The 14,022-nt window shown below is 30.8% G+C and carries 14 protein-coding genes; 3 read left to right on the top strand and 11 right to left on the bottom strand.

Annotated features, from left to right (window positions below):
* The first annotated feature begins 98 nt into the window (after positions 1-98).
* Entirely contained in the window at positions 99-1,673 is a 1,575-nt protein-coding gene (locus D4Z93_RS03680; protein WP_119970484.1) for a serpin family protein, read from the top strand.
* Positions 1,674-1,744: 71 nt separating this feature from the next.
* Here the strand turns inward: D4Z93_RS03680 and D4Z93_RS03675 are convergent, their stop codons facing one another.
* From D4Z93_RS03675 to D4Z93_RS03660, 4 genes are all read right to left on the bottom strand, one after another.
* Positions 1,745-2,656 (bottom strand): HAD family hydrolase, encoded by a 912-nt coding sequence (locus D4Z93_RS03675; RefSeq protein WP_119970482.1) that lies wholly within the window; start codon positions 2,654-2,656, stop codon positions 1,745-1,747.
* A 116-nt stretch (positions 2,657-2,772) separates the two neighbouring features.
* Positions 2,773-3,144, bottom strand: coding sequence for a YsnF/AvaK domain-containing protein (locus D4Z93_RS03670; RefSeq protein ID WP_119970480.1), 372 nt, complete (start codon positions 3,142-3,144; stop codon positions 2,773-2,775).
* A 259-nt stretch (positions 3,145-3,403) separates the two neighbouring features.
* The gene (locus D4Z93_RS03665; RefSeq protein ID WP_119970478.1) at positions 3,404-3,892 is read right to left on the bottom strand and encodes a YsnF/AvaK domain-containing protein; all 489 of its coding nucleotides are present in this window, start codon (positions 3,890-3,892) and stop codon (positions 3,404-3,406) included.
* Positions 3,893-4,051: 159 nt separating this feature from the next.
* Positions 4,052-4,858, bottom strand: a complete 807-nt coding sequence (locus tag D4Z93_RS03660; protein ID WP_119970476.1) for an alpha/beta fold hydrolase — start codon at positions 4,856-4,858, stop codon at positions 4,052-4,054.
* 207 nt (positions 4,859-5,065) lie between these two features.
* On the opposite strand from D4Z93_RS03660, the gene D4Z93_RS03655 reads away from it, so the two are divergent.
* Entirely contained in the window at positions 5,066-5,209 is a 144-nt protein-coding gene (locus D4Z93_RS03655) for a cyclic lactone autoinducer peptide (RefSeq protein WP_119970474.1), read from the top strand.
* 96 nt (positions 5,210-5,305) lie between these two features.
* Complete coding sequence (locus tag D4Z93_RS03650; RefSeq protein ID WP_119970472.1) at positions 5,306-5,866, top strand: accessory gene regulator B family protein; 561 nt, start codon at positions 5,306-5,308, stop codon at positions 5,864-5,866.
* An 83-nt stretch (positions 5,867-5,949) separates the two neighbouring features.
* On the opposite strand, the gene D4Z93_RS03645 is transcribed toward D4Z93_RS03650, so the two are convergent.
* From D4Z93_RS03645 to D4Z93_RS03615, 7 genes are all read right to left on the bottom strand, one after another.
* The gene (locus D4Z93_RS03645; protein WP_279220968.1) at positions 5,950-6,834 is read right to left on the bottom strand and encodes a S66 peptidase family protein; all 885 of its coding nucleotides are present in this window, start codon (positions 6,832-6,834) and stop codon (positions 5,950-5,952) included.
* A 477-nt stretch (positions 6,835-7,311) separates the two neighbouring features.
* The gene (locus D4Z93_RS03640) at positions 7,312-7,833 is read right to left on the bottom strand and encodes a nitroreductase (protein ID WP_119970468.1); all 522 of its coding nucleotides are present in this window, start codon (positions 7,831-7,833) and stop codon (positions 7,312-7,314) included.
* A 31-nt stretch (positions 7,834-7,864) separates the two neighbouring features.
* Positions 7,865-9,136, bottom strand: a complete 1,272-nt coding sequence (locus D4Z93_RS03635) for a dihydroorotase (protein WP_119970467.1) — start codon at positions 9,134-9,136, stop codon at positions 7,865-7,867.
* 619 nt (positions 9,137-9,755) lie between these two features.
* Positions 9,756-10,646 carry a LysR family transcriptional regulator gene (locus tag D4Z93_RS03630; protein WP_162920249.1) on the bottom strand — a complete coding sequence of 297 codons (891 nt, stop codon included), beginning with the start codon at positions 10,644-10,646 and terminating at the stop codon, positions 9,756-9,758.
* Between the two features lie 660 nt (positions 10,647-11,306).
* Complete coding sequence (locus D4Z93_RS03625) at positions 11,307-12,242, bottom strand: sugar phosphate isomerase/epimerase family protein (protein WP_243105994.1); 936 nt, start codon at positions 12,240-12,242, stop codon at positions 11,307-11,309.
* A gap of 118 nt (positions 12,243-12,360) precedes the next feature.
* Complete coding sequence (locus D4Z93_RS03620; protein ID WP_119970461.1) at positions 12,361-13,164, bottom strand: pyrroline-5-carboxylate reductase family protein; 804 nt, start codon at positions 13,162-13,164, stop codon at positions 12,361-12,363.
* Positions 13,165-13,218: 54 nt separating this feature from the next.
* Positions 13,219-14,013: a glycyl-radical enzyme activating protein gene (locus D4Z93_RS03615; RefSeq protein ID WP_243105976.1), complete on the bottom strand. Its 795-nt coding sequence runs from the start codon at positions 14,011-14,013 to the stop codon at positions 13,219-13,221.
* Positions 14,014-14,022: the final 9 nt, after the last annotated feature.

The raw sequence follows: 14,022 nt of genomic DNA, 5'->3' as shown, positions 1-14,022 counted from the left end.
AAAAAATACTTCCATAAAGTGCTATAATATTATGTATAATTAAAAATTATCTATTAATATTATTTTTACATATAAAATTTTGGGGGGACTTTTATTATATGTTTAAATTAAAATCAATTGGATTAACTTTTCTATCTTTTATAATTGCATCATCAACTTCAGTATGCTATATGCAAAATGTAAAAGCTAGTAGTAAATCCATAGTTCAAAAACAATGGTCAGAAAAAAAATATATTAACTCAAGAAAAGTATGGAAATTAACTTTTAGACAAGGATTACTAGTTGATCCTTCATCTTTGAATAATTATATAACTGTAACAGATTCAACTGGCACTAAAATCGATGTCTTTATAATTGAAGCTAATTTCGGGCAAAATGTTTTAATATATCCTCCAAGAGATGGATATGATCCTAAAAAAACTTATTATCTAAATATATCTAATAATTTAAACTTCTACAATAAATCTAACTCATCTTTTGAAAATCTTAACAAACCAATAACAATGAAATTTACTGTTAATGATATCAGAACAATAAACGTAGATAATAACAGTCTTGTTACTGAATCAAATAATAAATTTTCTTGTGATTTAATAAAACAGTTGATAAATAAAAATAAAGATAAAAACATAATAATATCTCCATTGGGTATAGAAACTATCCTCGCTGAAACTCAAAATGGTGCAAAAGGTCAAACAAAAGATGAAATATTAAACATATTTGAATTAAACTCAGCAGATGACAAAACTATAAATGAACAATTTTACAACCTATTAAACTATTATAATAATTCATTTTCATCAAGATTAAATGTAACAAATTCAACATGGGTCAATAAAGATACAACTTTAAATGATCAATTTGTCGATACTTCAAAAAAATATTATAATTCAGAAATAAAAACATTGGATTTTAAAGATAAGGATTCAGTAAATGTTATAAATAATTGGGTAAGCCAAAGTACAGATGGTCAGATAAAAAAAATACTAAATCAATTAAGGGAAAATGAAAAAACAATTTTAATTAATTCTGCAAATTTTAATGGAACCTGGCTTGATGAGTTTAATCCATCCTATACCAATCAAGAGAATTTTAATCTGTCGAATGGTAAAAAAATATATATAGACAACCTTGAGGATAAACGAGTATGCAATTATTTGAAGGGAGATAATTTTAAAGCTATAAGTCTTCCATATTACGGTGGTTTAGAAATGGACTTGTTTTTACCTGATAAAGGAATTGATATAAATAATTTTATATTAACCCTGAATAAAGACAATATAAATAAATGGATGAACGATTTTTATGATGCGAAAGTTAATATGAAAATACCAAAATTTAAATTTAGCTATGAGGAAAACAATCTGGCAAATATGCTTAAAACTCTTGGTATAAATACCGCCTTTGATAAACAAAAAGCAGATTTTAGTGGAATTTCGAGTAAAGAACCTCTTTATATAAGTAATATACAACATAATGCCTATATAAATATAGATGAAAAAGGAACAGAAACCTCAGCTATAACCCTACAGAATATGACAGGAACATTACCTCCAAAACAATATGAAAATGATGACTTCTTTATTGACAGACCATTTATTTTTACAATACGAGATCATAATACGGGAACCATACTATTTATTGGTAAGGTTGAAAATCCTTCTAATAACTAGGTTAAACTATAAAATACAGAACACTTTTAATTTTAAAGTGCCCTGTATTTTTTATTCTGCTTAAAAGAAAACTATTCCAAATGTTTTGGCGTATCCGCAATCAAATGAGAAATCCTCACCTTTTCACTTTCTCTTATTCTATCTGCAAATTCTAATATTTTATTTGTGAGCCATAAATATGCTGTAGTTCCTTCAGAATAATCAGCTTCTGCATACATATTAACTCTGCCATCAATTCTCATCTGCTCTACTTGATGAAGTGCCTCCATATTCGCCTTTGGGTAAATCGCAAAAGTTGCTCCTCCATTTTTGTTAACCACTGAAAATGCCGGTATATCACTAGGTCCATCTGCTATATATATCATATTCTTAAAATGTACACGCCTGAACTCTTCAGAAATTTTTGTATTGACATTTACTTTTTCTAATTTGCGTACACCTTTATTTATCTCAAAAAGGGCTCTTGTTTTAGAAGTATTATCAATCGTATATCCTATTTCACTAATTACAGTATTTCCGTTTTCATCATGGTCTTCAATGAACTCACATCCCCACACATCTTCAACAAATGGCATAACGCATGAACCTCTTATAACCTCTACTATACCAGTACTTATTATGTAATGCTCCAATTTTATATCATATTCTCTATATTTAGGATTGTCTGAAATCAAATTCTTTGTCTTTTCAAAAATATCTGGAATTCCATTATAAAAATTAAGCCTTTTACCATATTCACGTAAAGTTTTATTATTTAAGCCTTTAAATGTACCATTCTTTACATACTCTATAAACTGATTCAAATATATAGTATCCTCATTTACTCTAACATTCTGCTCTTTCATATATTTCTCAGGAAGTGAGCTAACTTCTTTCCAAAATTTTTTACCATCAACCTTATAATGTTCAAAGATTGGATCCTGCATATAACCATTTACTAAAGTTTTATCAAAATCCCAGACTACAGCAATAATATTAGCCATAACTTCCTCCCCTCATATAATCATATATTTATATCCCAATTATAGTATATATACCAGCTATTATCTATATTTAAAGCCACAAAAAAGGACACTTGATAAAAAGTGTGCCCTTCTATTTATTTCGTATAAATTCCATCGTCTATAACTTTAACATTACCTTTAATACTTATATGTGGTACCTCTTTTTTTATAACTTCATTTATATGCTCTACTTTTTTGTATTTATTTTTACTACATGAAACAGATTGTAAAACTATTGGATTCTTTTTTACTTCTACACGTTCCCCACTTATAGGTATTCTGATAGTTTCACTTATACGCGGTTTCCCATCTTTAGGATCATATTTGGTTTTTTCAATTACAAGCTGTTCTTTTTTTATAGGTACAGTAATATTCTTTTTCTCAGTCAAAATTTCTTTATGGATAGATACTTTCCCAGTCTGTACTTTTTCCTTAGATATATTTAATTTTTCTTCGCGAATTTTCATATTATATTACACCTTCTTTTTATGGAGTTTACACGTTTAAGCTTGACTTTCATCTATAAAGCTATATAGGGTTTGTAAATGGAAGCGTAACTTATGCTTGTAAATTCTAATAGAGTTTGTAATTTTAAAGTTAATTTATACTTGAGGGAGATGCTGCCAAAATATAGGTACATTAAATGCTTTTATTGTACCGGATTTTGGCAGCATCTCCCGATGGATAGATTAACTTTTCATTTATAAACCCTATATTAAAGCTATATTATTGAAAACCATGACTGTCTTCATGACTATTATCTACTACATTTACATCACCTTTTGAGTCTATGTGAGCTTCCTCTCTTTTAAGTTTTTCATCAACCTTTTCTGTATCTTTAACTTCATGTTTATGAGCAGATATCTCGCCAGTTACAACAGTATGCTTATTTACATTGACCTTATCTTCACTTACTGGTATACGTATCGTTTCATCCTCCTCACTTATTGGAGCATTACTTGATTCGTCGTTTATTGCTTTTCTCTCTATAACAACCTCTTCATGAGTTACTGGTACATCTACTGTCTTATGATCTTCAACAACATCCTTACTTAAATCAACTTCACCTTTTGAAATTCTGTCTTTATTTATATCAAGTTCTTCTTTATGAAGAGTGAGCCTTCCATCATCCTGAGTTTTTCTATCCTTACTTTTTTTATCATCATTATTTTCATCACCGTAATCACCAAAAAAATTATTAAATATACCATCCATAAATATTACCTCCCACAAATCATATTTTTAACACGATAATATTTTGTCCATACGTAGACAATATATACTTTATGAAATATGGGATTAAAGAAAACTAATTACATCAAATATTAAAATTTGTTATTAAAATATTATAACAATTTTAATATTTATAAATTTTTAAAAAAATTTCATCAGTTCCTTATTAAATTTATCCTTCTCTTCGTAAAACAGACCATGTCCACTATATTGGAATGGTATAAGAAGTGAATTTTTAATGGATTTTTCCTGTATTTCTCCTAATTCAAATGGTACAATTTTATCATGAATTCCATGTAAAATTAGTGTTGAAACTCTTATTGAAGTTAAATCTTTAAATAACTCTTCTTGTATCCATGTATTTGCTACTTCTATAGTTGCCCAGCTTGCTGCTTTAAATCCTAAATTTAAAAACCAGCTGACAAAAGGTTCAGTTACATGCTGAAAAAAGAATATATCTCCAAAATCACTCAGCATTTTAGGCCTATCTTCATATGTTTGATTAATAATATTAATTACAGTTTCCTTCTCAAGTCCATATGGAAAATTGGTACGTTTAATAAGACTAGGTACCGCTGCTGCAAAAAGTGCAAGTTTTGATACTCCATACCCTTTATGCCGTAACATATATCTTACAGCAATAGCCCCACCTGTGGAATGACCAGCGAGCATAAATTTTTTCAATTTTAAAGTTTTAATAACCTGACTGATATCATCTGACAATGTATTATAATCGTAACCTGTAAATGGTTTATCTGATTTGCCGAATCCTCTTTGATCTATACCTATACATCTATAACCATATCTTGGAAGTATATTGAATTGATATTCGAATAAATTATGATTTGCAGGCCAACCATGTAAAAATACTATAGTCTTGTTTCCAAAAGGATTAATATCCTCAACATATACTTTTACTTCTGGTTCTACTTGAACATAATAGCCCATTGAAGATTCCTCCAATTTTAATATTCATACCTTTTATATTATTCTTTAAAATATAATCATGTGAATGTACATAAATATAAATTTTATTATATAATTTAAAAACAGAAAATTATTTAATATTTTTTAAAATTATAGAGGAAAAATCAAAGTTTTGTATAATATATAAATAAATACTAAATTTATATATTTTTATAGGAGGTATTAACAATGAAATCTTTCAAAAAATATTTTCTTAAAAAATCTATGAAACTTATAGGTTCTGTAGCATTACTACTAGGTGGAATTGTCATGACACCAACATCACTTATAAGCGGTCATCAACCAAAATGTCCTGATGAGTTTTTAAAATAATCTAAACTCAACTTTTTCATACATGATACTTCAATCATGTATGAAAAAGTTCAAAACACATCTAAAGATAATTATATTTACATTAAAGGAGATACTATGGACAGATTTATAGCTACTTTAATTAGAAAAATTTCCGAATCCAATCCTGAATTTTCGGAATTACAATTAAAAAAGATGGAATATGGACTAATTTGCACCTTTGATGAAATTACAAAACTAATTCCATACTTCATCGTATTCTGGATATTTTCTATTCAAAATTATTATTTGATTGCTCTAATATTTTTTTGTCCAATTAGGTTATTCTCAGGTGGATACCATGCAAGAACTTATTGGGGCTGCTTTTTTATGAGTTTTCTAATATTTTGTGCGATAATTTTATTCGGTAAATATTTAACAATTAATCATTATATTTTAGCTTTGCTCTTACTTACATGCTTTATATTAATTTGTATTTTTTCTCCTGTGGATAACATAAATAAAAAAATAAAAAGTAAAAAACGTAGAAAAAAACTTAAATATTACTCTATAATAATTACCTTAATTTTAATTATAATATGTTATCTTATTCCGGATAAATTTTTAACTACAGCTGTAATTTCTATTATAAGTGCAACAATATTAATGATTGCAGGTAAACTATCTTTTTTAAATTGATACATTATCATCTTTTAATACAGTAATTTTATAAACTTTTAGTTTTTCTATTTTATGATTCTACTATTATATTAAATAAAATTTTATGCCCTCACTGTTGGCTCAAGTATCGTAAGTGTATTATTATACGTATTGAGATTAGCTCTAGCCCCTATCGGTATGGCCATTTTGTAAATACCATGTCCTGATGCCAGATTTGTCATAAGAGGTTTATTGAGTGGAACAATAACTTCATTTATCAAATCTTCGTATGACTTACCATATGAAGATTTACAGTTCGTACACTGACCCATAATTATTCCAGCGCAATCTTCAAGTTTACCCGCTAATATCAAATGATTTATATATCTATATACTCTATTAATAGGTTCACTGACTTCTTCAATTAAAAGTATCTTTCCTTTAGTATCGATTTCAAATGAAGTTCCAAGATTATCTACAAAAGAAGTAAGATTTCCGCCTACTATAACCCCCGTAACATTGCCAGCCACCCTACTTATTAAAGGCATTCCAGGAGGATTTTCAAGTTTTCTTGGTGCAGTAAGTGAAGATGTCGCATCAAAAAATTGACTTATGTTATATTCTGGAGTACTCGGTTTAAAATCTATCAAAAGAAGACTGTGAAAAGTTATCAAGTTAGACTTTTCATATAACACATTTAATAAAATCGTCATGTCACTATATCCTGTTACAATTTTGGGATTTTTCGCTATAAAATCATAATCCAGATAAGGTATAATACCTGCAACACCCACTCCGCCTCTTGATGGTATTATGGCTCTAACATTTGAATTCCTAAACATTTCCATCAAATCGGATGCCCTCTGCTGCGCTGTAGCTGCAACATATCCATTATGTGAATACAAATAATCTCCCGAGACTACATTAAATCCCATATTTCTAAGTGTTTCTATACCAATATTAATAGTATACGAAGACAGTGGACTCCCCAGAGTAACTACTCCAATCGTATCTCCCGGACGTAAAATTTGTGGTCTTGTTGCTATAATAATTCACCTCCCAAATAATAATATATAATATAATGACTTTATAAAAATCACCATTTACCTTTAATACATATATATTTGTTTGTTATATAAATAGTACATATTATTTAGCTTTTATTTTAAAAATTCATGGGGCTTATAGTGGAAAATTAACTTTAAAACTACAAATTCTATTAGGCTTTACAAGTCTAAGCTTAACTAATGCACAGGCCGGGATTTCTAAAATTAAGTCACATTAAAAAATTTTGTAGTAAGTCTTAGCGAAGCGTTCTTAAAAATCTTAGTGGATTTTATATGTTTGAACAAGGTGAGTTTATAAAATCTGCTTAGATTTTTTCAAGCGCAAGCTTAGACTTACTAGAAATTTTTTACGTGACGTATTTTGGAAATCCCGGCCTGTGCATTAGTTAGGCCTTCATTTATAAATCCTATACAGAATTAAACTCTGATAATATAATCATTTTTTCTAGACATAGCTGGAGCAATACCACCATCAGCTGCATATCCCAAAATACAATTTCCAATTCCAACATAATTTTCTTGTATTCCCCATGCCATTAATAATGCTTTGCCTTCTTCTGTTTCAAATTCTTCTTTCGCTCTGTAAATAAAACAAGAGCCTAATCCTACAGCATGAGCTGCATTTAACATATTACCCATAACAAGTGATCCATCTTCAACATAAGTTATAACTTTTTTATCAGCAAGTACAACAAGTAGAGTCGGAGCTCCATAAAATGGGTCCAATGTAGTTCCTGCAATAGCTGCATTTAATTTAGAAATTTTTTCAATAGTCTCTTTGTCTTGTATGACAACAATAATAGGTGACTGTTTTCCCGCACCCGTCGGTGCATAAATACCAGCTTCAAGAATGGCATCCAATTCTTCTTTTTTGATCTGCTTTTGCTGAAATTTTCTGCAGCTTCTTCTTTCCTTTAAAACTTTTAAAGTTTCATTCATAACAATTCAACTCCTTCATTATTATTTTTCACTATCTTTCATGCATGTATACTATTTTTCCCTTACATATTGTCCGCTTAATTCTTCCTGATAGTTTTTCACCTATAAATGGTGAGTTACATGCTTTAGAAGCAAAATCCCTTACTATATAATCTTCATTTGGATCAAATATTACAATATCAGCTCTGTGTCCTTCCTTTATATAACCTCTGTCTAAATTGTACAATTTTGCGGGATTAATGGTGAGTTTTTCAATAAGATCCATATAAGTTAAATATCCTGGTTTAACAAGATTAGTTATTGAAAGGGCAAGTGCCGTTTCAAGGCCTATTATACCACCTGGTGCCTTTGAAAAAGCATTATTTTTTTCTTCTTCTGTATGTGGTGCATGATCTGTTGCTATTATTTCAAGTATATTATCTTTAATTCCCTCAATTATTACCTTTCTATCTTTCTCCGTTCTTAGAGGAGGATTCATTTTGGCATTCGAACCCTTTTCTAAAACTGCTTTTTCTGTCATACTAAAGTGATGCGGTGTTACTTCTGCTGTTATATTAGCTCCCATTTTTTTAGCCCATCTTAATATTTCAACAGATACTGCTGAACTTATATGCTGTATATTAACCTTTGCTCCAGTCGATATCGCTAAAACTGCATCTCTTGCTACAAGTACATCTTCCGCTTCATTAGGAGAACCCGTAAGATTTAAATTTTTAGCAATCCGTCCCATATTTATACCATTTTCTTTAATAAGATTTGGATCTTCTTCATGGAAACTTAATGGCACATCAAGTTCTTTTGCAATTTTCATGGAATCAAAAGCAACTTTTGACTTCATAATTGGTTTTCCATCATCTGAAAATCCCACTGCTCCAGCTTCCTTGAGACTATGCATATCTATAAGTTCTTCTCCCCTCATTCCTTTCGTGATAGTTGCTACTTGAAGAACTTCAATTTTTGCCTTTCTTGCCTTATCAAGTATATATTTTAAAGTATCAACATTATCAACAACCGGCTTTGTATTAGCCATACATACAACTGTCGTATATCCTCCTCTTGCAGCCGCCTTCGAACCTGTTAGTAAATCCTCCTTATATGTAAATCCTGGATCTCTGAAATGACTGTGTATATCAATAAACCCTGGTGCAAGTATACATCCTGATGCATCAATTACTTTTGCATTATTAATTTTATTAATATTTTTATCTATTTTTACTATATTTTCACCATCTATTAAAATATCAAATTTTTCATTTATTTTACTTAAAGGATCAATGACGCATCCATTTTTTATAAGTATCATAAAAAAACACCTCCTTATATAATCCTTCAATAAACCCCATATCAACATCTGAATGTAATTTTCACTTCTTATAATATACTATAAATCTATATAAAACTATATAAATCTATATATTAATGTGGAAATTTTATTATATTTATAGTAAAATTTTATTATAATCAGTTATCTTTTTTTAATAAAACTTAATATAATATATGGTGAGTATTTTATAGGAAGTTGTAATTAGCTCATAAATATGCTTGTATAATTTTTTATAGTAAGTAGTTTCTCGAACAACTACTTACTATTTTCTTTTTATACTTATTTATATGAACTTTAATTTATGGGGTTTGTAATTCCAAGCTTAAGTTATACGTAAGCTGACATTTCCAAAATGTAGGCACATTAAAAAATTTTTTAGTAGGTCTTAGTGAAGTATTTTTGAAAATCTTAGTGGATTTTATATGTTTGAGCCTGCGAGTTTATAAAATCTGCTTAGATTTTTATAAATACGAACTTAGACTTACTAGAAAATTTTTAGGTGACGAATTTTGGAAATATCAGCTGGAGTATAACTTAAGCTTTCATTTATAAACCCTATATATATATTATACATTCCCATCCCTACCTACCACATAAGTTATTTATCTGTTTCAATACAATATTTACTAATTAAGTTCAAAAACAGTTTTATTACGGGATTTGTATTACCTGGATTTATTACACAAACATAAGAGTCAGAGTATTCGGAATCAAACTTTATAGAATGATATTGTGGACTATTTAACAATACTGGATCATATGGATTTGAAATAGTAAGTCCATTATCCGATAATACCTTAAAGTAAGCAACTTCTGAAGAGGACACTTCTACCTGATGAACATTTTTAAGATTAAAATGATCTTTGAAAATTTTGTCCACCTGATATCCATTTGGTTCAGTTAGAAAAAAAGTCTCTCCACAAAGATCATTATAATCAAGAGTTTGTTTATTTGCTAACCTATGATGAGTAGACATAACAATTAGAGTTTCTACTTCTTTCAATGGTATAACAGTAAAACCTGATTTTTCCCAATTAGGTAAATCAAGACCAATAGCAATATCTATGCTCTCATTTTTAAGTCCTTTTATTTGTTCCCATGAAAATAATTTATTACATCGTATCTGTAGTGATGACCATGTTTCACGCAGTTCATTAATAGTAGGGAAAAACATATATTCTGAATAATAACCGGATTGAAAAGAGATAGATAATGAACCTATTTTCCCTTCCGAAGCAACTTCTGCCATATTAAGAGTATAATTTATCTCCGAAATTGCTGCTTTAACACCTTCATATAGTATTTGTCCAGGCTCGGTAAGGCGAATTGGTTTACTATTTCGATTGAAAAGAGCGTAACCTAATTCATCTTCCAACAACTGTATCTGCCGACTTATTGTTGGTTGGGATGTATATACTTGTTCTGCTGCATGGGTAAAATTTCTTGTTTCAGCTACTGCAATAAAATATTTAAGTTGTAGTAAAGTCATATTAATCTCCATTCCGCCGCCAAGCGAGCGGCACAAATAGTAGTGAAAGTTTTTGACTGCCTCTAACTTCTTTGCTACAATAGTTTCAAGAAGCTACACTACAAATCGCAGTAGGAGAAGCCGTAAAAACTCTCTTCTTTTAGACAGAACATTAATCAGTGTAAGTCTTCACCTTTCAAGCACAAATAAGTGACTCTATAAGATCCTAAGAATTGTTTTAACACCCGGTTAAATATGTAGTGAGGCAATCACAAACAAGCATTGAAACTTCTTAAAAGTGAAGGATTTTTTCAAAAGCTACCTTTTAGATAGCTTAGTAAAATACGCCATTCTTTGGCTGTCTTCTACTTTCTTTCACACTACCTCCATAGACTATTATTGTAATAAATCCTTAAAAATATGCTTTTTACTATATCATATAAAATGGATGTTTAAAATGCAATGTCCATCTAATCTGTTTTCTCATAAACCTTGCATACACTTCTTTTTCTTATTTACAGCAATCTTTCCAATTTTTATGGACTTGCTCCTTACCTGTATATTTTTCTGTCCTGGATTATTTTTATAAGATAAAAAAGCATGATCAGATATACGAGTTTTAATCGATTATCCAATCATGCTTAATATCTCAGTTCAACTTACACTAAATTTACCGTCGAATTATTTGTTTAAAAAGTAATTACTATCGCCGTAGATCTTTGCAGGATTGTAGCCGATTCCTAATTCTTTATACATATATTCAACAGATTCACGTAAACTCTTCAGTTCTAACTTTCGGCCTTCTTCAATAGTATAACCAGAAAGAGGTAATTCTATTTCAAGATCGATAGTATCCAAACCTTCTGGTGCTTCTTCTCTCAAAATATCCATGACAGCTTTGCAGTCAACATTTCCTGCTCCGATTGCTGTACCAAGTGAATGTGTTCCATCAGGATCTGCAAATACTCTATTATCACAGAAATGTACACAATAACAATATGGTGCCATTTTACGAACACAATCTGCAATACCTTCCATAACCATTAATGAATTGATCGTATCACAGCATGCACCTATCAGTGGATGATTCAACTTTTCAACCAACCAGATTACTTCATCTGCGAACAGATCACAATGGTTCTCGATTGCAATTTTCATTCCATACTTCTCAATAAGTGAAATATTATCATGGAACTGATTATAAATTTCAACCAACTGTGCCATAACAGAAGGTGCTAAGCAAGCGTTAGAAGATTTCTCTGGATGCTCTACATCTGTGCTGTACTTAACAAGGTTACATCCTAATTTATGTGCGATGTTCAGGGAATCTACAACATTGCAATTTACACGAGGATCAGAAGGGGCATTGAAAGAAACATTAAGCTCAAGTTCAATGCCTGCATCCTCAGCAATTTTACGGCACTCTGCCAAATGTTCGTCTGATGTGTCATTCTGGACATCTACCAAAGTGATATGAAGAACATCCAATCCAACTTCTGCTGCAATGTTTACCAAATCTTTAAATGTTGCTACTTGTTCAAATTCATGATGTTCTCCAAATTCCTGAAATCCCCAGCTCTCACCAAAACCTGAAAGGTGCAGCGTATAACTATGCATTCCAATTTTAAATTTTCTATCGTGATTCTTAATCATGTTTTTTCTCCTTTATTTAAAAAATTTTATTTTACACTGTATCTGACTTAAGTACAACTTATCATTGGTTTATTTTTATTAATTATTGATTTCCAAGTTTCTTGCAGTGATCAACTGAAACCTTTACAAACTCTTTAAATATTGCATCAAATCCCATAGATTCAATCTTCTCCAATGCTGTTACCGTAGCACCACCAGGTAACCTAAGTGCAGCCTCAAGATCCTTAAGACTGATATCGGAAGAAAGTATCATTTCAGCACTTCCCTTAACTGTCTGGGCAAATAAACGAATTGCTGAATCAGAATCCAATCCTAACTTTCCTGCCTCTTTTACCATTAAGTTAGCGATATGATAAATAAATCCAGGCGTTGAACCATTAAAAGGAAGTATTTCAGCCATTTTACCATCTGGAATCTCTTCCACAATACCACATAATCTAAGGATTGCTGTAACCTTCTCTACATCTTCATCTGTGCAGTTTTCATTACGTGATACCGCAAATGCACCTTCTCCTACCTGTGAACTCATGTTAGGCATGCAAATCACAACCTTGCAGTCCTTGCCAAGATGTTCTGTATACCAAGGCTGTTCAACACCAGTTACTACTGTTAACATCAGTTGTCCCGGTCTATAGCATGCTTTCAGCTCATCTATGATGAATCCGGCAACTTTAGGTGTTACTCCGAGAACCAGCATTTCTGAATTATCAACAAGCTCCTTCATGTTATCAAATGTAGCATAACCTTTGAATGCATAATCTTTACGTACAGCTTCGTTAATATCATAAACACCAATTTCTGAAGGTTTATACTCCTCTTTAAGTTCTGCTCCTCTGTGCATTGCACGAATAATATTTCCTGCAGCAATAAATCCATAACGTAACATAATTGTATCACCTTTCTCTTAAATTTGTTTTTAGTTATTGTTCTAAAATTTATTTTAAATTATTGTTCTAACATATTTGTTTGTAATGTGTGCACACTGCTCCATATACTCTTTTGAAGGAGTCTCAATATCAGGAAGCTTATACGTAAGTCCCAATTTACGGTAAGTGTCTATTCCAAGACGGTGATAGGGCAATAGTTGCAGATGATCCACACCCGGTAGTTCAGCAAGGAACCTTCCAAGGAGCTCCAGATCCTTTTTGGAATCATTCACTCCTGGAATCAGTGGTCTGCGAATAATCAACTTCATATTATCCATTTTCTTAGACCCAACTTTACGAATGTTACTAAGAATGACGTCATTGGACACCCCTATATATTTTTTATGTTTTTCTGGATCCATTAGTTTCAAATCCACAAAAGCAGTATTTGTACACCTTAGAATAGGCTCAATCTCATTCCAGTCCCCGTAAAAGGAGGTTTCGATGCAAGTGTTAATTCCTTCCCAGCATGCACGGCGCACTAAATTATAAACGAACTTAGATTGTGTAAGAATTTCTCCTCCGGATACCGTCATTCCGCCACCTGAATGAAAGTAAAAGGGAATATCTTTTCTAACTTCTACCATAACCTCTTCAACAGTCATAATATGGCCATAGGTAATACTTCCATCCATAGTTGTCTGAATCCTTTTATGATGACTTTCAGGAGTTGAACACCACTGGCAGCGCAGAGGGCATCCTTTCATAAATACAACTGTCCGAAGTCCATCTCCATCAAAAATGGAACTTTTCTCGATACGAAGTACAGATCCTTTAAGATCCATATTTTCATAATTTTCATAGCTCATTATATTGAC

The sequence above is a fragment of the Clostridium fermenticellae genome, assembly GCF_003600355.1.
Classification (GTDB): Bacteria; Bacillota; Clostridia; order Clostridiales; family Clostridiaceae; genus Clostridium_AV; species Clostridium_AV fermenticellae.
This window is presented reverse-complemented; position numbering and strand designations above follow the sequence as displayed.